Source organism: Streptomyces sp. NPDC046203 (assembly GCF_040646255.1).
Lineage (GTDB): Bacteria > Actinomycetota > Actinomycetes > Streptomycetales > Streptomycetaceae > Streptomyces.
In genome coordinates, this window is sequence record NZ_JBEYZX010000004.1 from 110,764 (window position 1) to 132,917 (window position 22,154).

Here is a 22,154-nt window from a genome sequence, read left to right on the forward strand (position 1 = left end):
GGAGTGCGCGCCACTCCGGAATCGATCTTCATTCGACCGACTCGAAATGATCGGCCGAAAGTCGCCCACTTGACGCTTCCGGAATACCATCGCGGCTTTAACGGAAGGAACTTGATGCCTTATCAGTGCAGGTGAGCAAGGATGGGCGACAAGTAATCGGAATATTGACGCAGGAGCGTGAGCTGGGGCGCGCGCCCCCGTCACGGCGCACGCCTCCCACCCTTCTTCACCCCGCCGCACCCCCGGTTTTCCCCCGTCCGCGCTCACGCTCGCGGGGTGCGGCCGGCACTACGGGTATCCCATTCGGTCACGTTGCGTCACCGAGGAGGCGAGAAAACGCGCCACCGCCACCGGGCCGGCGGCGGCCGGTCAGCGGGCCGGGGCGGCGGCGACCGTACGCGCTCGGCCGGCGGCCAGAGCGGCCGCGATCTGGACGGCGCAGGCGACGAGGAGCCCGGCGAGCGGCCAGGCCCAGGTGCCGGTGACATCGTGCAGGGCGCCCGCGCCCAGCGGACCCAGGACGCCGATCAGATAACCGACGCCCTGCCCCATCGCGGACAGCGCGGCGGTGGTCGGGGCGTCCGGGGAGCGCAGGGCGAGCAGACCGAGCGCGAGGGCGAATCCGGCGCCGAGCCCGAGACCGAGCACCGCGACGGACGGCCAGAGCAGGGCGTGCGGGCCGGCGACGATCCCCGCGAGGCCGGTCCCGGTCAGGCAGGCCACGGTCACACCGACCGCCCGCTGGTCGGCGAAGCGCCGCCCGGAGGCGGCCAGCAGCCAGGCGCCGAGCACACCCACGGCGTTGCAGAGCGACAGCGCGAGCCCGCCGGAGGCCGGGCTCAGCCCGCGCCCCTGCCAGATCGTCGGCAGCCAGCCGAAGACGGTGTACGACAACAGCGCCTGGGCGCCGAAGAACAGCGTCACCTGCCAGGCGAGCGCGCTCCGCCACAGCCGCGCGGAGCGGACGGCGGGGGCAGGGACAGGGGCAGGGGCGGACGGTGCGATGCCAGGCGCGGGCACGAGCGCGGCGGCGGGAAGGGGCCCGGAAGCGGGGGCGGCGGGCATGGATGCGGCGGCCGGCTTCGGTTCATCCGTCCGGCCGAGCGCGAAGAACACCACCACGGCCGTCACCACCGCCGACGGCACCGCGAGCAGCAGCAGTGGGGTCCGCCAGGCCGACCCGGTGGCCGAGGCGAGCGGGACCGCGACGGCGGGACCGGCCGCGGCGCCGAACGTGAGCGCGCCCGAGTAGAGCGCGGACGCCCTCGGCACGGAACGCGGGAAGCGCTGCTTGATGAGTCCCGGGATCAGCACGTTGGCTATCCCGATCGGCGCGGCCACGAGCACGGTTCCGGCGAAGAGGGCCAGGGAGGAGGACCCCGCGCGGACGACTCCGCCGAGGGCCAGGACGCCGAGCGAGGCGATCAGCAGGGTGCGGGTGGAGTGGCGGCGGGCGAGGCGCGGGGCGCCGAACGCGAACACGCCCAGGCACAGAACGGGCAGCGAGGTGAGGACGCCCGCGGCGGTGTCGCCGAGCCCCAGGTCGGTGCGGAGCACCGCGAGAAGCGGGGCGACGGAGGTCAGGGGCGCGCGTAAGTCGAGCGCGACGAGAGCGAGGGCCACGATGAGCAGGGCTCCGGCACCAACGGGCCGGGGCGGCACCGGGAGTCGCTCCGTCCCCGGTTCGACAGCGGGTGGACGCAGGCGCATGACACGGTCCGATCTCTTCGGGGCCGGGAGGCCCGACGAGCCAATTGCGATACAGTACGCATTGAATCAAAATTGAGGGCCGTGTCGACACCCCCACGGACTTTCGCGGCGCGGAGCCGGTCCGCCGGGCCCGATCCACGGGACCTGGCAGACCGGACCTGGCAGACCGGGCCCGGCGGACCGGTACGCGAACCCTCGCATCGCACCGGAAGGCGGCAGAACCGTGTCCCGCAGTTCAACAGACCCCGACGCGACCGCCCGGACGGCCGGACGCAAGAAGGACCCGGAGATCGACCGGGCGGTGCTGCGCGCCACGCTCGAACTCCTGGAGGAGACCGGGTACGCGGCGACCTCGATCAGCGCGGTCGCCTCCCACGTGGGCGTCTACCGGCCCGCCATCTACCGCCGCTGGCCGTCGAAACAGCACCTGGTGGCGGCGGCCGTCGCCTCGGCGCTCGGTTCCGAGCCGACGCCGGACACCGGTGACGTACGCGCCGACCTGCTCACCAGCATCGGCACGCTGGTCGACGCCTTCACCTCGACCGGGGTGAGCCGGGTGCTGCCCGCACTGGTGGCGGACCTCTCCCAACAGCCGGATCTGCAACGGGACTTCATGGACTCCGTCTTCCTGCCCCGCCGCGCCTCCACCGCCCGCAGGCTGCGGGCCGCCGCCGAACGCGGCGAGATCCGGGGGGACTTCGACCTCGAATTCATCCTGGACGCCCTGGCCGCCCCGCTCTACTACCGGGCCCTGTTCGGCCATGGCCCCCTCACCCGGGCCGTGGCCGAACAGAGCGTCGACCTGGTCCTCGCCTCGCTGCGTACGAACTGACGAGGCATCACGTCCGTACGGGGGCGCGGAAGTCACCGGTCCGCAGGCGGCCGCCTCAGTCCTCGCGTACCAGATCCAGATCGCGTACCGGCCGCTCCGGCCGTCGCGGCACCGGCCACGCGCGCTTGACCGTCGGCGAGACGTCCCGCCACCACGGTCGCGCCGGAAGCTCTCCGCCGGGCTCGAAGGGCTGTCCCGGGACGGGGACGGCGATCGCCTGCCCGACCGCGCCGGCCGCCGCCATCGTCCACTCCCCCGGCTCGGCCCAGGCGTGCAGGGAGAGGTTGAACGTCCCCCAGTGGATCGGCAGCAGGACCCCGTCCGCCCGGCCCCGCTGGAGGTCGAGATGGCTCTGCACGCCCTGCGAGGGATTCATGTGGATGTCCGGCCACGCGCCGGGCAGCGGCTCGCCGTCCTGGCGCCCCTGGGGCCAGAACTCGGAGTACGCGCCGATCTGGATCATGGTCGCGTCGAACGGGCCGTGGGTGGCACCGATGTCCCGGAAGCCGGAGAAGTAGCCGGTGTCCCCGCTGTGGTAGATCCGGTGCTCCGGCCCCTCGGCCACCCAGGAAGCCCACAGGGTGTGCTGCTGATTGCGCAGGCCGCGCCCGCAGAAGTGCCGCGCGGGGGTGGCGGTGAGGCGCAGGTCGCCGACGCCGGTGGACTCGTTCCAGTCCAGCTCGCGCACCCGGGAGGGGGACACGCCCCAGTGCTCCAGATGGGCGCCGACCCCGAGCGGCACCGCGAACAGGGTGTCGGTGGTGGCCAGCGCTTTGATCGTCGGCAGGTCGAGATGGTCGTAGTGGTCGTGCGAGATGACGACGACGTCGACCGGCCCAAGGGCGGCGAGCGGCGCCGGTACGGGATGCAGCCGCTTCGGCCCGGCGAACGCGAACGGCGAGCAGCGGTCGCCCCAGACCGGATCGAACAGCACCCGGTGGCCGTCGATCTCGGCGAGGACACTCGAGTGGCCCATCCAGGTGAGGCGCAGTCCGGTGGCGGGGGGCCGGGCCAGATCGGCGACCGTCGTCGGATGGACGGGGATCCGGCCGGCGGGGGCACGGCGGGCGCGCGCCTCCTTCCCGAAGTAGACCTTGGCGAACTCCTTCGCCGAACCCGACGGCCTCGGCCGGTTCGGGTCGGGGTTGACGAAGACCCCGTCGGCGAAGTTCGGGGATCTGCGGATACGCGCCAGGCGCTCCCCCGTCGGGTCGGCGCCGAAAGCCGCGGGCCGCAGACCGCGCAGCCGTACCCGCGGCGAGGAGTCGGAGCCAGTGCCGGTCACGGAGCCTCCTGGAGTCAAGGGTCTTCTCATTATGGGCGCCCTCGGCCGGACGCCACCCGTGGTCGCCTCCGTACGGAGGGCATTCACGCGAAGCCGCGCCGACGCGCCGCACGGATGATCATGCACCGGTCAGGTCTGTGTAGGGTGCGAGGCGTGGCGAAAGTGCGGTTGAACGTGGCCGAGCGGCGGCAGGAGCTGCTGCGGGCGGCCGCCGTCCAGATCGGGGCCCGGGGTGTCACGGCGGTCCGGATCGCCGATGTCGCCGCCGAGCTCGGGGTCAGCAACGCCCTTGTCCTGTACCACTTCCCGACCAAGGAACAGCTGGTCGCCGCGGCCTTCGCGCACGCCGCCGAGGAGGACCTGGCCCGGCTGCGCACCCTGCTCGGGCGGCGCACCACGGCGGTCCGGCGGCTGCGCGCCGCAGTCCGCTGGTACACCCCGACCGGCCGGGCCGACGGCTGGCGTCTGTGGATCGAGGGCTGGGCCGCGGGCCCGCGCGAACCGGCCCTGCGCGAGGTCGCGGGCGCGCTCGACCGGGCCTGGAAAGAGGAGCTCGCGGCGGTCATCGGGCAGGGGGTGACGGCCGGGGAATTCCCGTGCCCGGACCCGGTCGCCGCGGCCTGGCGGCTGACCGCGTTCCTGGACGGCCTGGCCGTCCAGATGACCTCGTACCCCGGCGCGCTCCCCCGCACCACCATGGTGACGTGGGCGGACGCCGCCCTGGCCCGCGAACTGGGCCTCGCCGCGCTGCCCCGGAACGGCGCGGCGGGCTCGTCGACTCGCGCGGGGACACCGGACGCGTAACCCGGGAACCCGCCCCGCCCCGCCCGCCGGGATCCCGCTTCGACGAAACTTCGGGCGGGCCGGCGAGTCCGAGGGCCGGCCCGGCCCGCGTTCCGGGGGCATCCGCGCCGATCCCCCGGGATCCCTTCGTGTGATCTTCGGGCTTCGCGTGCCGGATGAAACCGCGCGGAACGGCAACCGGTGCGAGCATGCGCGCAGCGGGGCCGGAAGACCGCTTCGGGCCCCAGGACCGGAAGGCGCTCAGCATGGGTATCCAGCCATGGTCCGCGGTGAAGTACCAGGACAACCGCGGGGCCCCCACCACCCGGGTCTCCGTGGTGATGGACCCCGTTCCGGCCGGCAAGCTGCTGATCGTCGAGCACCTGTCCGGTTACGCGGCCATCGGCCAGAACGACACCATGGACGAGCTCTGGGCTTCGGACGGCGGCACCCAGCAGGTCCAGCTCCCCCTCCACTTCGCGTCGAGCCCGCTGAACTACGGCGGCGCTCTCGGGGTCGCGCGCAATCACCAATTCGGCTCCCCGGTCCGCATGTACGTGTCCGGCGGCACGGCGATCACCGTCAGCGCCGACGCCAACACCGCCGGCTTCCTGCTGGCCAAGGTCGTCGGTCAGCTCGTCGACCCCTGACCCCTGCTCCCCCGGCCCGCGCCGCCGCCGGACCGGCCGGGGACCGCCGGGACGGGACGAACAGGGACCGGCGGGCCGGCCCGTGCTCAGGGGCGGCGGCCCCAGGCGGAGATCATCGGCGAGGTCGCGAGGTCGAGACGACCCGCCTCGACGTTCGCGAGGTGCCGCTCGATCTCGTCCTCGGTGGCCAGACCCGCCGCGAGGAGCCGGTCGCGCACATGCCGGACCGTCGCCGCCTCCAGTACGTCACAGGCGGGCGCCGTGATCGGGAAGTACGCGTCGGCGGCGACGTCCGCAAGGCCCGCCTCGCGCAGCAGCCGGGGCAGCCGGCGGCCGTACGCGAGGTCGGCGCCGCGCTCGGCGAGCAGCTTCCGGAAACCGGTGCGCAGTTTGTTGGCGAGGGCCTGCTCGGGACCGTACTCGTCGAGACAGATCAGCGGCTGAGCCGCCGGATCGGCGTCCTCCAGGAGGAGCCACCCGCCGGGGCGCAGTGCCCCGGCCATCGCGGCGAGGGCCCGGTCCCGGTCGGCGACGTGCACCAGCACCAGCCGCGCGTGGATCAGGTCGAAGCCGTCGCCGGGCGGCTCGTCCGCGCCCACGTCGTGCCGCAGCACCTCGACGCCGGACGCCGCGCCGGCGGCCCAGGAGGTGTCGATGTCGGTCGCCACCACCCGGCCGTCCGGACCGACCCGGTCTGCCAGCCAGTCCACCACGGTCGTACCGCCGGCCCCGACCTCCCAGCAGCGCCAGCCCGGGGCGATCCCCAGCCGCTCGATGTGCCGGAAGGTCGACGGGTCGAACAGCGCGCCGAGCGCGCCGAAGCGGACGCCCGCCTCGGCCCGGGCGTTGTCCAGGAGGTAACCCCGCTCCTCGGCGTCACGGCCGGCGGGACCACGGGACTGCGATGCGGAAGATGTCATGAGCCGATTGTCCCGCCGGCGTGCGAAGCGCCCCCGTCGCACCCCCCGCCGCACCCTCGTCGCGCCCCCGGACACGACGGCACCGGCCCCGCCCCACGCGTACAGGGGGCAAGGCCGGTGCGAGTGCCGGGGCCGGTCCGGCGCTGGTCCGGTCCGCTACAGCGGCAGCAGGTCGGGGCGCTTGGCCTCGACGTTGTCGCCGGAGCTCTCGCCGCGCAGCCGCCGGCCGATCCACGGGACGAGGTACTCCTTCGCCCAGTGCATGTCGTCCTTGCGGACTTCCAGGGTGCCGCGCGGCGGCAGCGGCGGCCAGACCTGCTCGGGGTCGGCCGGCACCGGCATGCCGAGGACCTGGGCGGCGCGCAGCGCGACCCGGGTGTGCCCCTCGGGCGAGAGGTGCAGCCGGTCGTCGTCCCAGGCGCGGCGGTCCTGGACGGACCGCAGCGACCACAGGTCGAGCACCGGGCAGCCGTAGCGGTCGGCGATGGCCCGTACGTGCCCGTTGTACGTGGCGATCTTGCCGCGCAGGTGCTTGAGCAGCGGCACGTCGCGGGTGTCGAAGCCGGTCGCCACCATGATGGTGCCGACGGCGGAGCTCAGGTCGGCGATGGCGCTCTCGAAGCGCTCGGCAACGTCGTCGGGGTCCGTGCCGGGGCGGATGATGTCGTTGCCGCCGGCGCAGATGGTCACCAGGTCGGGGGCGAGTTCCTTCGCCCGCGGGATCTGTTCCGCGACAATCTGGTCGAGCAGGCGCCCCCGTACGGCCAGATTCGCGTAGCGGAAGTCGTCGTGCTCCGGCAGCCGGTCGGCCAGCAGGACCGCGAAACGGTCCGCCCAGCCGACGAATGTCCCGTCGGGCCCGGGGTCTCCGACGCCCTCCGTGAAACTGTCACCGATAGCCGCGTACGACCCGATTGCGTTCATGTCTCGTGTTGTCGAATCGTCTGCCACGGGAGCACATCTTTGCCGGACGGATGTGACCTACGCGACCGTAAGGAGGGGTTGACGGCGGGTGATATATGCCACCGATAAAGATTCGACCAAATCGGAATACGCGTCCGGCCCCCGGCGCGGGTGCGCCGGGGGCCGGTTACGGGGCCTGCTTCACGGGCGGGCTCGGAGGGCCTTTCCGCCGTTTCGGGACGGCCGGGTCGGACGGGTCAGACGGCGACGCCGTGCTGCCGCAGGGCGGCCAGCGGGTCGATGTCGGAGCCGTAGTCCGGCCCGGTGCGCATCTCGAAGTGCAGGTGCGGGCCGGTCACATTGCCGGTCGCGCCGGACAGGCCGATCTGCTGGCCACCGGAGACGGCCTGGCCTGCGGAAACGGTGATCGAGGAGAGGTGGGCGTACTGCGAGTAGGTGCCGTCGGCGTGCTTGATCACGACCTGGTTGCCGTAGGAGCCGCCCCAGCCGGCGGAGTAGACGGTGCCGGGGCCGACGGCGCGAACGGTGGTGCCGGTGGCCGCCATGAAGTCGACACCGGTGTGGTAGCCGGAGGACCACATCGAGCCGGAGGCGCGGTACGGGGTGGAGGTGCCGCCGCTGACGGGGGCGACCCAGCCGGAGGAGGCAGTCGCGCCAGAGGAGGCGGTCGAACCGGCCGGGACCGAGGCCGCAGTGCCGGTGGACACGGCGGCGGACGCCGGGGACGAGGCCGAAGCCGGGGACGAGGCCGACACCGAGACCGTGGGGGCCGGCGTGGACGCCTGGGTGGAGGCACCGGCGGCCGACGCGGTGACGCGCTCGGCACCACGCGAAGCGGAGGCGGAGGCGGAAGCGGAGGCGGTGGACACGCCGTCGGCGCTCCGCCCGACGCTCTGCGAGGCGGCGGCCCTCGGGGTGGCGATCTTCGGGGTGGCGATCTTCGGGGCAGCGGCGGCCTGGCCGGTGTGCGGAGCGCCGAGGACGAGCTTCATGCCCGGGAAGATCAGCGACGGGTTCTCGCCGACCACCTGGCGGTTGTCGTGGTAGAGCCGGTGCCAGCCGCCGGCCAGCCGGTGCTCCGCGGCGATCTTGGACAGGTGGTCGCCGGGCACCACGGTGTACGCGCTCGCGCCGCCACCGGGGGCGGTGGCCGGGACCGATGCCGGGACGGACGCCGGAGTGGCAACGGGAACCTGTCGGGGCGTCGCGGCCGGAACGGCCCGTTCGGCGGCATGGGCGCCGGTCGCGCCGATCAGCGGCAGCGCGACGACGGCCCCGCCGGCGCTCGCGGCGACTATTCCACGGCCGAACGGGCGGGCCTTGCGGCGGCGGTGCTTACCCTTCGCGGGCATGACGGCATTCCTCTCCGTCGCCTGCGAGGTGAGCTGTCGGGTTCGGACGGGAGATGTCCGGCCGCGCGTTCACGCGACTTCACCCCGAGCCGTCCTTCGTGGCGCGCCTTTTCATTTCGGGCGCCGAGGAACCGGCGTAAAACCTGGGTCCCCCGCTCCTGCCGGGTACGGGTGAGTGCGGATTCCGGGCGGCGGCAGGATTCGGCGGTCCGTCCGGATGGAACGCGACGCTAGACGAGCCGTGTCGGCGGGAACAAGCCGCCTTATTCCTTTTCCCCATGATCACGGCGCGCCGGGCCCGCATTCCGGCCACGCCGCATCGATGACGCCCCATCGATTGGCTTTCCGTGAAAGGGAATTGAAAAGGACGCTCCACCACGGTCCGTCATGTTTATGACGCTGCTCACGCCCCGGCGCCCATCCCCCCAGCAATCAGGGCGCGTTATATCGAACCCGCTAATTCGGGCAGATCGCCCACCGGTGCCCCGAGGGGTGCACCGTGAAGCGGGCACCGGGATGATGCCGGAAAACCGATCCCGAGAGCAGGAGCGACCGTGACGCAAGCGACGACCGAGCCCGAGCTCACCGGCGTACGCAACTTCCGTGACCTGGGCGGGCTGCCGACCGCGGACGGCCGGGCCGTCCGCACCGGGCGGCTGTTCCGCAGCGGCCATCTGGCGCACGCCACCACCGAGGACGCGGCCTTCCTCACCGCCCTGTCCCTGCATACGGTGTTCGACCTCCGCAATGACGCCGACCGGCGCCTGGAGGGGCCGGACGTGGCACTGCCCGGGGTGACGAACGTGAGCATCCCGCTCAGCGACCCCGCCGACGGCAAGGACTTCTGGAAGCTGGTGCGCTCCGGCGAACTGGCGCGGCTGCGGGAGGTCCTGGGCGAGGGCCAGGCGGCGGGGCGGATGACCCGCTCGTACCGGAGGATGATCGTCGAGCGGACCGCCGAGCACAGCCGGATCCTGCACACGATGGCCGGGGACAGCGTTCCGGCGCTGATGCACTGCGCGGCGGGGAAGGACCGGGCGGGGCTCGCGATCGCGATATCCCTGCTGGCGGTGGGGGTCGAGCGGGAGGCGATCGAGGCGGACTATCTGAAGTCCAACGCCCCGCACCGGCGCTACCGGATGAAGCGCAGCCCCACCGCCCCGGACGGGATGTCTCCGGAGGTGATGGAGCTGCTGGCCCCGCTCTTCGACGCGCGGGTGGAGTATCTGCGCGCCGGGTTCGAGGCGATCGAGTCGACCTGGGGGTCGGTCGACGCGTATCTCCTGACGGGCCTGGGACTGGCCCCGGAAACCCGTGAGCGGCTGCGAGAGCGGCTGCTCACGGAAGCGTAGGGGGCTGGGCCTGGGGCGGTCGGCCGGGGGCCGGCCGCCGAGACCGCTTCGCCTGCCGCCGTGTTACTGGCCGCCGCCCATCTCGAAGAGCAGGTAGAGGAAGCCGGCGAACAGGTGACCCGCGATGAGGTAGGCGAAGAGACGGAGCACGAGCCCCTTGGGGAACTTGCCGCCACCACGCTCTTCACCGGTGACCGGTACGGACTTGTCGGACATGTCGAATCCTTTCTGGGGGCTCAGCGGCTGTGCGGAGTCCCGTTGCCGAGGCACAGCTCGGCGGCGGGGCTCTGGATCAGGGTGTGGACGAACATCAGCTCGGCCCCTGCCTGGGTGGCGGCGCCGACCCGGTGCGGGGTGAGCGAGTCGTAGTGGGCGCTGTCCCCAGGATCGAGAACGTGCACCGTGTCGCCGAGCGCGAGCCTGACCCGTCCCTCCAGGACGTGGATCCACTCCTCGCCGGGGTGCATCCGGACGATGTCGGCGCTGGTGGCGAAGGGGATGTGGACGCGCAGGCACTGCATGGCGCGCCCGGCGGCTCCGGCCTGGCGGTAGATCCAGCCGTCGGCCTCGACGGGATCGGAGCGGCCGGCCCGGACGATCGGGTCGCGCTCGGGCAGCGTCTCGCCCAGCAGTTCGGAGACCGTCGTACCGTAGATACGGGAGAGGGAGAGCAGCATGGGCAGCGAGGGCTGCCGGTTCCCCGTCTCCAGTCGGGAGAGGTGAGCCGGCGAGAGCCCGGCCCGTTGGGCGGCGCCCTCCAGCGTGAGCCCCCGGCGGCGCCGCAGGGCCCGCAGCTGCGGGGCGACGTCCTGCAGGACGTCGGTAACGTGGTCCATGCCTCCATTGGGCCAGGATCGTGCCTCTGAGGCAAATTTCTTGCCTCAGAGGCAAACCCTCACGGGAGCGGCTTCTCCCGCACCCGGCGGCTCCCGACGACTCTGCGGGCACGCAGCCCCGCAGCCGGCCCTACGAGGCCGACACAGCCTGTTTGACCAGGGTCTTCCCGAAGTCCCACAGGAGCCCGCCGCCCCCGTGCGCGTCGTCCATGACCGCGGTGAAGGCGGTGACGAAGCGGTCGACGTCCTTCTCGTCGATGATCAGCGGCGGGAGCAGCTTGATCACTTCCAGATGGTCGCCGGACACCTGTGTGAGGATGCGGTGGCGCTGGAGCAGCGGCACCACGACCATCTGCGCGAAGAGCCCCTTGCGGGCCGCCTGGAGCATGGCCCAGCGGCCGCGCAGCCCGAGCGAGGTCGGGCGGCCGAACTCGATGCCGATCATCAGTCCTCGGCCGCGGATCTCCTTGAGGAGTTCGTAGCGGGGTACGAGCTCCCGCAGCCGGGAGGCGAGCAGGTCGCCGGTGCGGCGGACGTGCGCGACGGTGTCCTCGGACTCCATGACGGAGAGCACGGCGAGCCCGGCGGCCATGGCCTGCGCGTTGGAGCCGAAGCTGGCCGAGTGGACGAGGACCCGGTCCATCGAGGAGTAGACCTTCTTGAAGATCCAGTCCTTGCCGATCGTGGCGCCGACGGGCACATAGCCGCCCGAGAGGGCCTTGGCGACACAGATCAGGTCGGGCTCGACACCCTCCTCGTGCTGGTGGGCATAGAAGTCGCCGGTCCGGCCGAGGCCGGTCTGCACCTCGTCGGCGATGAGCAGGGCGCCGTGCCGGTGCAGCAGTTCCTGGGCGGCGCGCAGGAAGCCGGGCGGGGCGGCGTGGACGCCCTTGCCCTGGATGGGTTCCAGGACGAAGCCGGCCACGTCGCCCTTGCGCAGCTCGCGCTCCAGGGCGTCGAGGTCGCCGAGCTCGATCGCCGTGTCGGGCAGGAGCGGGGCGAAGCCGTCCCGGAAGCCCGGCTCCCCGTTGACGGACAGGGAGCCGGTGGTGAGCCCGTGGAAGGCGTGCGCGCAGTAGACGATCCTCGGCCGCCCGGTGGCGTACCGGGCGAACTTGAGGGCGGTCTCGACGGCCTCGGTGCCGCTGTTGCCGAAGAACACCCGGTCGAGATGGGGGCTGTGGGCCAGCAGCCGCTCGGCGAGGAGGCCGGGCAGCGGCGGGCAGTCGAAGCGGGTGAGGTCGGCGAGGCCGGCGTCGAGGACGTCGTGCAGCGCCTTGCGGACGACCGGGTGGTGCCGGCCGAGCCCCATGACGCCGAAGCCGGCCAGCATGTCCAGGTACTCGTTGCCGTCGGCGTCCCAGAAGTGGGCCCCCTCGGCCCGCTCGTACACCTTGTCGAACCCTATGGTGTGGAGCATGCGGGGCAGTTGGTGGTTGAGGTGGCGGGCGTGCAGCTCGTAGCGCTCGCCGCCGCGCGCGGCGAGCAGCGCCCGCAGGTCGAACTCCTCGGTCATGCCGGGCCGTTCCCGGTGACCGTCTCGCGGACCGCGCGCAGCGACTCCTTGAGGGAGCCCATGGTGGCGAGGACGGCGGTGGGCTCGTAGCCGCAGTGCGCCATGCAGTTGGCGCAGCGCGGGTCGCGGCCCCGGCCGTACTTGTCCCAGTCGGTGTCCTCGACGAGTTCGCGGTACGTGGGGACGTAGCCGTCGCTCATCAGATAGCAGGGGCGCTGCCAGCCGAAGAGGGAGTAGTTGGGGATCGCCCACGCGGTGCACGGGAAGTCCGCCTTGCCTTCCAGGAAGTCCAGGAAGAGCGGGGAGTGGTTGAGCCGCCAGCGGCGCCGGTTGCCGCCCGCGAACGCCTTCCTGAAGAGCTCCCGGGTCTGCTCGACCCCGAGGAAGTGCTCCTGGTCGGGGGCCTTCTCGTAGGCATAGGCGGGCGAGATCATCATCTCGTCGACCTGGAGGTCGTCGTTGAGGTAGTTGAGCACCTCGATGACGGTCTGCGGGGTGTCGGTGTTGAAGAAGGTCGAGTTGGTGGTGACCCGGAAGCCGCGCCGCTTGGCCTCCTTGATGGCCGCCACCGCCTCGTCGAACACGCCCTCCTTCGCGACGGATTCGTCGTGCCGCTCGCGCAGGCCGTCGATGTGCACGGCGAAGGCGAAGTACGGGGACGGGGTGAACTTGTCCAGCTTCTTGCGCAGCAGCATGGCGTTGGTGCACAGGAAGACGTACTTCCTCCTGGCCACCAACTGACGCACGATCTCGTCGATCTGAGGGTGCATCAGAGGTTCGCCGCCGGCGATCGACACCATCGGCGCCCCGGACTCCAGGACGGCACCGACCGCCTGGGCGACCGGCATCCGCTGCTTGAGGACGCCCGCCGGGTGCTGGATCTTGCCGCACCCCTCGCACTTGAGATTGCAGGCGAACAGCGGCTCCAGTTCGACGATCAGCGGAAACCTCTCCCGCTTGCGGAGCTTCTGTTCGAAGAGATAGGTACCGACCCTGATGGACTGACGGAGCGGCATGGCCATGTCTCGCTCACCTCCTGGGAAGCAGTAACGAACGGTGCCATTCGACAAACGCGGGAAGGACGGCACGGAGCACGCGGAACGCCGATATTCCCCCGCGCACCGTGCCGATCCTGACCAGTTCATGCTCTGGAGCGTCCACGACCACCCGTACGGCCGCAACCGGGCGCGGACCGGCCGAGAGCGCCGTCCGCAGGGTGGCGGCCGACTCCATGTCGACGGCGAGGGCGCCGCCGGCCCGCAGCGCGGCCCGCTCGGGGCCGCGCACCACGTGGTCGGAGCCGGTCAGCGGGCCGGTGTGGACGGTACGGCCGGGCAGCGCCCGGGTGAGGGCCGCCACGAGCAGCGCGGTGCCGTCGCAGGGCGTGGCGCCGTCGGCGTCGCGGGTCTCCTCGGCGACGACGACGTCGCCGGGGTGCATCCCGGGGGCCAGGCCCGCGCAGAAGCCGGAGGCGATGACCGCCGCGTCCCGCCAGGGCTCACGGCCCAGGACCCGGGCGACGGTCCGGCGCGCGTGCGCCGGCCCCATGCCGGTACGGACGACGGTCAGCGCGGCGGGCGCGCCGCCCCGGCCGCCGCTGCGCAGGGCCAGCTTCTCGATGCCGAGCGCGCAGGCGACGACCAGCGGCGGTACGGCGGCGGGGTCTCCCCCGCCGGCCGCCCCGGCCCGAGGAGCCCCGTCCGGGGCCCGCGCCGGCCCGGCCCCGGGCACCCCCGTGGCGTCAAAGGCCCCGGCGGCCGGGGCCGGCTCCGGGGGCATCAGCCGGCCTTCCGGGCGTGCGGCACGGGCTCGCCGTGGACATAGCGACCGAGCGCGGTGAGCGGGAAGACCTGCCGGTAGAGGTGGTAGTTGATGGAGAAGTCCCAGGGGAAGCCGGTCCCGGTGAACTCCGGCTCGTCCCAGGAACCGTCCGCCCGCTGCCGCTCCACCAACCAGGTGACCCCGCGCCGGACCGCCTCGGACTCCCGCTCGCCGGCCGCGAGCAGCGCGATCAGCGCCCAGGCGGTCTGGGAGGCCGTGGAACTGCCCTGGCCGGCCCAGTGCGGCATCCGGTACGAGCGCAGGTCCTCGCCCCAGCCGCCGTCCTCGTTCTGTACGGATCCGAGCCAGCCGACGGCCCGCCGGATCGCGGGGTGCGTACGGGAGATCCCGGCGGCGACCAGGGCGGGCACCACCGCCCCCGTCCCGTAGACGTAGTTGACGCCCCAGCGGCCGAACCAGGCGCCGCCGGGCTCCTGTTCGGCCAGCAGCCAGTCGACGCCCCGGCGGGCCCGCGGATCGTCGGCCCGGCCCTCGTACGCCAGCATCTCCACCACATGGGCGGTGACGTCGGCCGAGGGCGGGTCGATGACCTCGCCGAAGTCGCAGAACGGCATCCGGTTGGGGAAGGGGCTGGTGTTGTCGGCGTCGAAGGCGGCCCAGGCGCCGTTCCTCGACTGCATGCCGAGGGTCCAGCGCACCGCGCGTCTGACGGCCCCGTCCATCTGCTCGGGGTCGGGGTGCGCGACCCGGCGCAGCGCCAGGATCACCTCGGCGGTGTCGTCGATGTCGGGGTAGTTGTCGTTGTGGAACTCGAACGCCCAGCCGCCCGGCGGGAGTCCGGGACGCCGTACGGCCCAGTCGCCCTTGCGTACGATCTCCTCGCCGAGCATCCAGTCGGCGGCCTTCACGAGCGCGGGGTGATCGGACGGGACGCCCGCGTCGGCGAGCGCGATGGCGGCGAGACAGGTGTCCCAGACCGGGGACTGGCACGCCTCGATCATGCGCGCGCCGTCCTCGCGCCAGACCGCGAAGCGGTCCAGGGATTCGAGGCCGGCCCGCATGACGGGGTGTTCCAGGTCGTAGCCGAGCAGATACAGGGCGATCACGGAGTAGACGGCGGGTGGCTGGATTCCGCCCCAACACCCGTCGTTCTCCTGGCGTTCGACGATCCAGCGGGCGGCGATGTCGGTGGCGATCTTCCGCAGCCGGCGCGGGGCGATCTTCCGGTAGAGGTGCAGCCCCTTGTCGAGGCGCTGGAAGACGCCGTCCCAACTGGCCGCCGGGGCCAGGGGTTTCACCGGGTTGGGCCGGGCCGGGTCGGTGTGCAGCTCGTCCAGCGGGAACGGGGCGGGCCGCACCGGCCGTTTGGCGGAGACGACGGTGAGGGGCACGATCGTCTGCCGGGCCCAGCAGCCGAAGTCGTAGATGTTGAGCGGGAACCAGCTGGGCAGGAACACCAGCTCGGGCGGCAGTTCGGGCAGGTCGTCCCAGCTCCACCAGCCGAACAGGGCCAGCCAGATGCGGGTGAAGACCCGGGAGGCGGCGATGCCGCCCTGGCCGCGGATCCAGGTCGCGGCGCGCGCCATGTGCGGTGCTTCGGGGAGGTCTCCGGCCAGCCGCAGCGCGACGTACGCCTCGATGGTGGCGGACAGTTCGCCGGGCCCGCCGTAGAAGGTGGCCCAGGTGCCGTCCTCGCGCTGTTCGCCGCGGATGAAGAGGGCGGCGGCGCGGGTGGTCTCGGGTTCGAGGATGCCGAGGAACTGGCGGAGCAGGAGGTCTTCGGCGTCCATGGTGACGTTGGTCTCCAGGTCGCCCTTCCACCAGCCTTCGGCGTCCTGGCGGCCGAGGAGGTGGGCGACGGAGAGCCGGGCGGCCCGCTCGGCGGCCTCGTCGAGTCCGTCCGCTCCGATGGCGGGCGCGTCGCCGGTGGTGGTCGTCATGGCCTCGGCGGCCGGAGGAGCTCCGGGGGCCGGGGTGGTCGTGACGGTGCCGGTCGGGGGCGCGCCGGCGGCGGTCGCCGTCCCGGTGAAAGCCGTTCCCGGCGGATCGCCGACGGTCCCGGTGAGCGACTCGCCGAGGGAGTCGCCGAGCGAGCCGCTGAGCGACTCGGTGCGCGAGTCTCCGAGCAACTCGGTGCGCGAGTCGGTGTGCGAGTCGCCGATCGGATCGATGGCCGGATCAGGGCTCGGATCGGTGGTCGTGTCGCTGGCCGCGGCCGCCCGGGGTCCCATGGCCCCGGCGTTCCCGTCGGTCGTCGCTGTCATGGCGTCCCCTTCGCAGTTGAGTGTGCTTACGCGTACTTCTGCTTTCTCGGGTCTGCCGTCGGCCGGTGCCCGGTGGCACCGGCCGGCGACTGCGCAGCTATATCAGAGCGATGGTGATCATCTCTTCCGCACGACGACGAAATCGGCCAGTGCCACGAGCTGTTCCCGGACATGCTCGGGCAGCTCCACCTCGTGCAGCGCGCCGATGGCGATGGCGTGCTGGCGGCGGGCTTCCTGGGAGGTCCACTCCCGGCCGCCGGCCTCCTCGATGAGGGCGGCGCGGGTGGCGAACTCCTCCTCGGAGAAGGAGTCGAACTCGGTGCTCTTGGCGTCGGCCGCGAGCAGCCCGGCGAGCCGCTCGGAGGCCGGACCGCCCGCCGCGAGGGCGGCGACGACCGGCAGCGACTTCTTGCGCTGGCGCAGGTCGCTCCAGGTCTGCTTGCCGGTGGACTCCGGGTCGCCCCAGATGCCGAGGAGGTCGTCGACGGCCTGGAACGCGAGGCCCAGGTGGTAGCCGTACTCCTCCAGCTTGTCGGCGGTGCGGTCGTCGGCGCCGCCGAGGACGGCACCGATGGAGACGGCGCAGGCGATCAGGGCGCCGGTCTTGTTGCCCTCCATCACCAGGCACTCCTCGACGCTGACGCGCTCGCGGTGCTCGTAGGAGATGTCCTGCGCCTGCCCGTCGATGAGCTTGCGGGTGGCGGTGGTCAGCCGGCGGGTGGCGCGGCCGGCCTCGACGGTGCCGAGTTCGAGCAGCAGCTCGTTGGCGAGGGCGAAGAGCGCGTCGCCGACAAGGATGGCCTGGGCCGGGCCGTGCACCTTCCAGACGGTGTCGCGGTGCCGTCGCTGCTCGTCGCCGTCCATCAGGTCGTCGTGCAGCAGCGAGAAGTTGTGCACCAGCTCCACGGCGACGGCGCCGACGACACCGACCTCGGGGGCGGCGCCCGCGGCCTCGGCCGAGATCAGCGCGAGCGCGGGGCGCACGGCCTTGCCGCTGTCGGCCTCGGTCGGGTTGCCGTCGGCGTCGATCCAGCCGAAGTGGTAGGCGGCCACGGTGTCCATCGGCGGCGCGAGGCGGTCGACGGCCGCCCGCATCACAGGCGTGGACAGGGCGCGGCCCCGCTCCAGCAGTGCGGCGACGTCCGCGGTGTCGACGGCCGGATTCCCCGGGGGCACAGTCGGCACGGTTTCTCCTCTAGTTCCGGTACTCACACTCATGCCGCCTCCTGCAGCGGATGGTCATAGGGGCGGCCGAGTGCGCGGAGCGCGGCGCTCGCGGCGGTGAAGCCGCTGCGCACGGCGCCCTCCATGGTCGCGGGCCAGCCGGTGGCGGTCCACGCGCCGGCCAGGTAGAGGCCGGGAGCGTGGGTACGGGCGCCGGGGCGGAGCCGGCCGACGCCAGGGGTGGGGGCGAACGTGGCGGTGCGTTCGCGGGTCACGAAGAAGTCCCGGACACCGGCGCCCCGGGCGGCGGGCAGCAGCCGTTCCAGTTCGGGCAGGTAGCGGGCGCGCAGCGCGGCGACGGGTTCGTCGATGTCGTCCTGGGCGGCGGACTGGGAGATCGCGAGGTACTGGCCGGGGCCCGTCAGACCGGAGGACTCGGTGCGGTCGAAGACCCACTGGACCGGGGAGCCGAGCGCGGTGAAGAACGGCTGCCGGAGCACCTTGCGGTCGTAGACGACGTGCAGGTTGAGGATGGGCGCGGTGTCGATGCGAAGGAGCCGGCCGGGGTCGTCGAGGGCGCCGTCGGGCAGCAGCGCGTGGGTCTCGTGCTGCGGTACGGCGAGGACGACGGCGTCGGCGCGGAGCGTCTCCCCCGGGGTCTCCACCGTCCAGGTGCCGTCGTCGGCGCGGCTGATCCGCTCGACCTTGGCGCGCAGTTCGGTACGGATACCGGCCGAGTCCAGCGCCTTGTGGGCGAGGGTGTCGTGCAGCTCGCCGAGCGGGACACGGGCCCAGCCGATGTCGGCGGCGCCGTTGTCGGAGAGCAGCCCGGTCTTGAAGACCATGGCGGCCAGAGCGAGGGAGGCGTGCGGGGCGGTGGCGTTGAGGGTGGCGACGCCGACCAGGTCCCACAGCGCCTCGACGGTCCGCTCGGACTGGCCGTGCCGGCGCAGCCAGGCGGCGAAGTCGATGTCGTCGAGGGCGGGGTCGGCGAGGTCGAGCGCACGCAGCGCGAGCGCGGCCCGGCCGACGCTCGCGCGTTCGGCGAGCGACAGGTGCGGATAGGTGGCGAGGCTCCAGCCGAGGTGCAGGGGGACGGGCAGCCCGGTGCGCCGCAGCCGGCCGAGCCGGGGTCCGCGGGGGTGGCCGACGTCGAGTACGGGCACGTCGAGGCGCGGCTGGACGGGGGCGAGGTGGGCGCCCTGGATCCGGTCGAGGAACCAGCGGTACGCGGTGCAGCAGCGCAGGTAGACGTGCTGTCCGTTGTCCACGCTGAGGTCGCCGCGGCGGAACGAGAAGGCGAGGCCGCCCAGGCGGGGCCGGCCTTCGAGCAGCGTGACCCGCAGCCCGGCCTCGGCCAGCTGGAGGGCGCTGGTCACCCCGGCGAGCCCGCCGCCGACGACGACGGCGTGCGGACGCCCGTCGTCGTGCGGACGCCCGTCGTCGTGCGCGGAGATGCCGGTGGCCTGACCGGCCCCGGCGCGCGCGGTGTCGTCGGCGGTCATGCGGTCTCCTCCCCGTGCGGGTGACGCGGTGCCCCGGTGAGGGACGCGAGGACGGCGGCCCGGGTTGTCCGGGCGGGCCTCACGCGGGCCTCCTGACCGTACGCCGGGAGACATGGCGGGCGTCGAGGCCGGACAGACCGCGCACCGCGACGTACGCCTTCTCGTGGCCGGGCAGCGAGACCCGGCCGCGCAGGACGGCGGCGGGGTCGCGGGCGATGCGGTCGAGCAGCCGGCGGTAGATGCCGGCCATGGCGGCGACGCAGGCGCCGCTGCGCCGGTCGAGCATCGGCAGCAGCCGGTAGCCCTCGGCGAACAGGGCGCGGGCACGGCGGACCTGGAAGTGGACGAGCCCGTCGAAGTCGGCGCCGGGGGGCGGGGTGTCGGCGGCGAAGCCGTCGGCGCAGCCGAACTTGGCGAGGTCGTCGGAGGGCAGATAGGTACGGCCGCCCAGGGCGTCCTCGCGGACGTCGCGCAGGATGTTGGTGAGCTGGAGGGCGAGCCCGAGGGTGTCCGCGTACTCCGCCGCCTTGTCGGCCCGGTCGGTGCCGGGCTGGGTGCCGAAGACGCCGAGCGAGAGCCGCCCGATGGCACCGGCCACACAGCGGCAGTAGACCTTGAGGTCGTCCCAGGTCTCGTAGCTCCGCCCGTGGACGTCCATGAGGACGCCGTCGATGAGCTCGTCGAGCCCGCCGAGCGGGATCGGGAAGCGCCGGGCGGCGTCGGCGAGGGCGACGGCGACCGGGTCGGTGTCGTCCTCGTGGACCCGGCCGGCCCGGATACGGCCGAGCAGGGCGCGGGTGGCCTCCAGGCGCTCCTGCTTCTCGGCGGGCGGCAGCGGGCCGTCGCCGATGTCGTCGACCCGCCGGGAGAAGGCGTACAGGGCCGACATGGCCTGGCGCTTCTCGGTCGGCAGGAGCCGGATGCCGTACGCGAAGTTCCGGGCCTGCTGCCCGGTCACCGCCTCGCAGTAGCTGTACGCGGCCTGGACCGGCGCGGACGGCTGGGACTGTCCCTCCACTTTCCGGTTCACCCCTCTCTCCGCGCCGCGAGCAGGACGGCGCCCGCTCGGCGCATCACACTCGTTTTGGCGGCCTTGGGCGGCCCGGGCAGGACGTCGTAGCCGGCGTCGGCGATCGCGTCGAGTGCCGCGTACCCCCCGGCGGTGAAACCGGCGAGGAGCAGCCGCAGCCGGCCGTGGACGCTGCCGACGAGCGGGGCACCGGCGTCGAGCAGGCCGCGCGCGCGGTCCGCCTCGAAGGCGATCAGGGCACGCACGGAGGCACCGGCCGTGGGACGGGCCAGGTCGTCCTCGGTGACGTGGAAGCGGTCGAGGTCCTCGGCGGGCAGATAGATCCGGTCTCGGCCGAGGTCCTCGGCGACGTCCTGGAGGTGTTCGACGATCTGGAGCGCGGTGCAGATCGCGTCGGAACGGCGGATCCGCTCGGGGGTGGCGGTGCCGGTGAGGGCGAGGACGAGCCGGCCGACGGGGTTGGCCGACAGCTCGCAGTAGGCGAGCAGGTCGTCGTAGCTCTCGTAGCGGCGGACCAGCTGGTCCTGGCGATTGGCGGCGACCAGGCCGAGGAACGGCGCGGGGTCGAGCCGGTGCCGGGCGACGGTGGGACCGAGCGCGCGCAGCAGCGGGTGGTGGGCGGGGCCGTCCCCGGGGGCGAAGACCCGCTTGAGGTCGGCTTCGAAGGCGTCGAGCAGGACGAGCCGGTCGGCGGCCCGCTCGGGCGGGACGCCGAGGTGGGCGGCGTCGGCGCCACCGGGGGCGAGGTCGCCGTCGCCGATGTCGTCGACGAGGCGGGCGAAGCCGTAGACGGCCATGAGGTCCTCGCGCCAGGCGCGCGGCAGGAAGAAAGGAGCCACGGGGAAGTTCTCGTCCGCGGCCTTGCCGAGTGTGGTGCGCGAGGAGTCGTCAGGGCGCTCCTGCCGGGTTCCCTTCACCGGCGGCTGCCCGACGCGCGGACGGCGACACCCTCGTGGAGCCGGAGATTCTGCGTCATGGCCGTCACATCTCCCGTTCTACACTGCGGACGCAATCCATCCTATTTCGGACACGCCGCCCCGACCCCCGGCGCATCGCCCGGTGCTGGGCGCCGAGGGGATTGCCCCCACTTGCCGCGAAACAGACCGGTACAGCTTACGTGGTTGGCATCCCTGCCTGGTGACAGGGGGTCGCCCCCGCAGGGGAACGTACGTGAGTGTGCCAACCTTCCCATGAAAACCGGAAGTTGATTGTTTCGTTATCTTCAAGGGGCGCGGGTGCCCGAGACGACCATCGCCAGGGTGGACTCCACGACGTCGTCACGGCGCTGGGCCGGGAGGCGGCGCAGCGGGCCTTCGAGAAGCAGCAGCGACAGGCCGTGGACGGCCGACCAGGCGGCGACCTCGGCGGCCGGCCGGCTGGCGCGCGGGGGCCGGGCGGCGGCGGACACGGCGGCGAGGGCGTCGGTGAGCAGGCCGAAGGCCCGTACCCCCGCTCCGGCGGGACCGCAGTCCGCGCCGTCGCGCTCCGGGGCCGTGCCGGTGCCGACGCCGAGGGCGGCAGCGTCAGCGCCGTCGATTCCGGCGGCATGGGCCGCTTCGACGGCATGGCCGGCGAGACGGCCGGCCCCGCCTCGGCCGCCGGGTTCGGTGCGGGGGGCGCTGAAGGCGGAGCGGTACAGGCCCGGCTGTTCGACGGCGAAGGCCACGTAGCCGCGGCACAGGGCGGCGAGCCGGGCCTCGGCGGTGAGCGGAGAGCCGTCGGCGCGCGGCCGGGCCGCGGTGTCCTCCATGGCGTCGGCCAGCGCTTGGCGGGCATGCTCGCGGACGGCGGCGAGGAGCGCGCCGCGGCCCTCGAAGTGCCGGTAGGCGGCGGTGGGCGAGACACCGACGCGGCGGGCGGCCTCGCGCAGCACGACCCGCTCGGGGCCGCCTTCGGTGGCCAGGTCGACGGCCGCGCCGATGAGGGCGTTGCGCAGGTCGCCGTGGTGGTAGGTCTTGCCTCCCGGGATGGCTGCCATGGGGGCCATCCTGCCCGATGTTGACCGCATGAACATCCCGTCGGGGAGCGCGCCGCGCAAAAAACGGACGCATGGACTCCGGCCCTCCGTGATCGCGCGCCCCCGCCGCGCCGGCGGCACACGGGCCGGTCACCGACGCTCGAACAAGAAAAACGGACGAGGGTGCACGAGGGGGGAACGAGGGGATCAAAGCGACCGCCCCCGCCGCTCGGTGCGGCGGGGGCGGTCGGAGCGCACGGGCCCGGGGGCCGCTTGGGGCGGCCCCTGAGGT

General features: G+C 73.1%; 20 protein-coding genes and 1 riboswitch. Of the genes, 4 read left to right on the top strand and 16 right to left on the bottom strand.

The window, feature by feature from the left end:
- Positions 1-369 precede the first annotated feature (369 nt).
- Positions 370-1,623, bottom strand: coding sequence for an MFS transporter (locus tag ABZ990_RS04970; RefSeq protein ID WP_361225355.1), 1,254 nt, complete (start codon positions 1,621-1,623; stop codon positions 370-372).
- 310 nt (positions 1,624-1,933) lie between these two features.
- Here ABZ990_RS04970 and ABZ990_RS04975 point away from each other — a divergent pair, with 310 nt between their 5' ends.
- A complete protein-coding gene (locus ABZ990_RS04975; protein ID WP_361225358.1) occupies positions 1,934-2,542 on the top strand; it encodes a TetR/AcrR family transcriptional regulator in 609 nt (202 codons plus the stop codon).
- Positions 2,543-2,597: 55 nt separating this feature from the next.
- Here ABZ990_RS04975 and ABZ990_RS04980 read toward each other — a convergent pair whose 3' ends face one another.
- Entirely contained in the window at positions 2,598-3,827 is a 1,230-nt protein-coding gene (locus ABZ990_RS04980; protein ID WP_361225361.1) for an MBL fold metallo-hydrolase, read from the bottom strand.
- A gap of 153 nt (positions 3,828-3,980) precedes the next feature.
- On the opposite strand from ABZ990_RS04980, the gene ABZ990_RS04985 reads away from it, so the two are divergent.
- The gene (locus ABZ990_RS04985) at positions 3,981-4,631 is read left to right on the top strand and encodes a TetR/AcrR family transcriptional regulator (RefSeq protein ID WP_361225364.1); all 651 of its coding nucleotides are present in this window, start codon (positions 3,981-3,983) and stop codon (positions 4,629-4,631) included.
- Between the two features lie 245 nt (positions 4,632-4,876).
- Positions 4,877-5,260 carry a hypothetical protein gene (locus tag ABZ990_RS04990; RefSeq protein ID WP_361225367.1) on the top strand — a complete coding sequence of 128 codons (384 nt, stop codon included), beginning with the start codon at positions 4,877-4,879 and terminating at the stop codon, positions 5,258-5,260.
- An 86-nt stretch (positions 5,261-5,346) separates the two neighbouring features.
- Here the strand turns inward: ABZ990_RS04990 and ABZ990_RS04995 are convergent, their stop codons facing one another.
- From ABZ990_RS04995 to ABZ990_RS05005, 3 genes are all read right to left on the bottom strand, one after another.
- Positions 5,347-6,180, bottom strand: a complete 834-nt coding sequence (locus tag ABZ990_RS04995; RefSeq protein WP_361225370.1) for a methyltransferase domain-containing protein — start codon at positions 6,178-6,180, stop codon at positions 5,347-5,349.
- A gap of 156 nt (positions 6,181-6,336) precedes the next feature.
- Positions 6,337-7,104: an SGNH/GDSL hydrolase family protein gene (locus ABZ990_RS05000; RefSeq protein WP_361225373.1), complete on the bottom strand. Its 768-nt coding sequence runs from the start codon at positions 7,102-7,104 to the stop codon at positions 6,337-6,339.
- A 236-nt stretch (positions 7,105-7,340) separates the two neighbouring features.
- Complete coding sequence (locus ABZ990_RS05005; protein WP_361225376.1) at positions 7,341-8,456, bottom strand: peptidoglycan DD-metalloendopeptidase family protein; 1,116 nt, start codon at positions 8,454-8,456, stop codon at positions 7,341-7,343.
- Between the two features lie 5 nt (positions 8,457-8,461).
- A riboswitch (cyclic di-AMP (ydaO/yuaA leader) is annotated at positions 8,462-8,640 on the bottom strand.
- Between the two features lie 370 nt (positions 8,641-9,010).
- Here ABZ990_RS05005 and ABZ990_RS05010 point away from each other — a divergent pair.
- Positions 9,011-9,808 (top strand): tyrosine-protein phosphatase, encoded by a 798-nt coding sequence (locus ABZ990_RS05010; RefSeq protein WP_361225379.1) that lies wholly within the window; start codon positions 9,011-9,013, stop codon positions 9,806-9,808.
- A 63-nt stretch (positions 9,809-9,871) separates the two neighbouring features.
- Here ABZ990_RS05010 and ABZ990_RS05015 read toward each other — a convergent pair whose 3' ends face one another.
- The 11 genes from ABZ990_RS05015 to ABZ990_RS05065 all read right to left on the bottom strand — a co-directional run bounded on the left by ABZ990_RS05015 (position 9,872) and on the right by ABZ990_RS05065 (position 21,883).
- The gene (locus tag ABZ990_RS05015) at positions 9,872-10,024 is read right to left on the bottom strand and encodes a DUF6126 family protein (protein ID WP_361225382.1); all 153 of its coding nucleotides are present in this window, start codon (positions 10,022-10,024) and stop codon (positions 9,872-9,874) included.
- A gap of 20 nt (positions 10,025-10,044) precedes the next feature.
- A complete protein-coding gene (locus tag ABZ990_RS05020) occupies positions 10,045-10,644 on the bottom strand; it encodes a helix-turn-helix domain-containing protein (RefSeq protein WP_361225385.1) in 600 nt (199 codons plus the stop codon).
- Positions 10,645-10,774: 130 nt separating this feature from the next.
- Positions 10,775-12,160, bottom strand: coding sequence for an aspartate aminotransferase family protein (locus tag ABZ990_RS05025; RefSeq protein WP_361225388.1), 1,386 nt, complete (start codon positions 12,158-12,160; stop codon positions 10,775-10,777).
- Entirely contained in the window at positions 12,157-13,182 is a 1,026-nt protein-coding gene (hpnH, locus tag ABZ990_RS05030) for an adenosyl-hopene transferase HpnH (RefSeq protein ID WP_361225391.1), read from the bottom strand. The genes ABZ990_RS05025 and hpnH overlap by 4 nt, the downstream gene beginning before the upstream one ends.
- 7 nt (positions 13,183-13,189) lie before the next feature.
- Positions 13,190-13,939, bottom strand: a complete 750-nt coding sequence (locus ABZ990_RS05035; protein ID WP_361225394.1) for a 1-hydroxy-2-methyl-2-butenyl 4-diphosphate reductase — start codon at positions 13,937-13,939, stop codon at positions 13,190-13,192.
- Complete coding sequence (gene shc, locus ABZ990_RS05040) at positions 13,939-16,206, bottom strand: squalene--hopene cyclase (protein WP_361225397.1); 2,268 nt, start codon at positions 16,204-16,206, stop codon at positions 13,939-13,941. The genes ABZ990_RS05035 and shc overlap by 1 nt, the downstream gene beginning before the upstream one ends.
- Positions 16,207-16,323: 117 nt before the next feature.
- A complete protein-coding gene (locus tag ABZ990_RS05045; RefSeq protein WP_361225400.1) occupies positions 16,324-17,424 on the bottom strand; it encodes a polyprenyl synthetase family protein in 1,101 nt (366 codons plus the stop codon).
- Positions 17,421-18,875 (bottom strand): hydroxysqualene dehydroxylase HpnE, encoded by a 1,455-nt coding sequence (gene hpnE, locus ABZ990_RS05050; protein WP_361225403.1) that lies wholly within the window; start codon positions 18,873-18,875, stop codon positions 17,421-17,423. The genes ABZ990_RS05045 and hpnE overlap by 4 nt, the downstream gene beginning before the upstream one ends.
- Before the next feature lie 79 nt (positions 18,876-18,954).
- A complete protein-coding gene (gene hpnD, locus ABZ990_RS05055) occupies positions 18,955-19,905 on the bottom strand; it encodes a presqualene diphosphate synthase HpnD (protein WP_361225407.1) in 951 nt (316 codons plus the stop codon).
- On the bottom strand, positions 19,902-20,822 hold the full coding sequence (gene hpnC, locus ABZ990_RS05060; RefSeq protein WP_361225410.1) for a squalene synthase HpnC: 921 nt from the start codon (positions 20,820-20,822) through the stop codon (positions 19,902-19,904). Before hpnC ends, hpnD begins: the two co-directional genes overlap by 4 nt.
- A 305-nt stretch (positions 20,823-21,127) precedes the next feature.
- Positions 21,128-21,883 carry a TetR/AcrR family transcriptional regulator gene (locus ABZ990_RS05065; protein WP_361225413.1) on the bottom strand — a complete coding sequence of 252 codons (756 nt, stop codon included), beginning with the start codon at positions 21,881-21,883 and terminating at the stop codon, positions 21,128-21,130.
- Between the last annotated feature and the right edge of the window lie 271 nt (positions 21,884-22,154).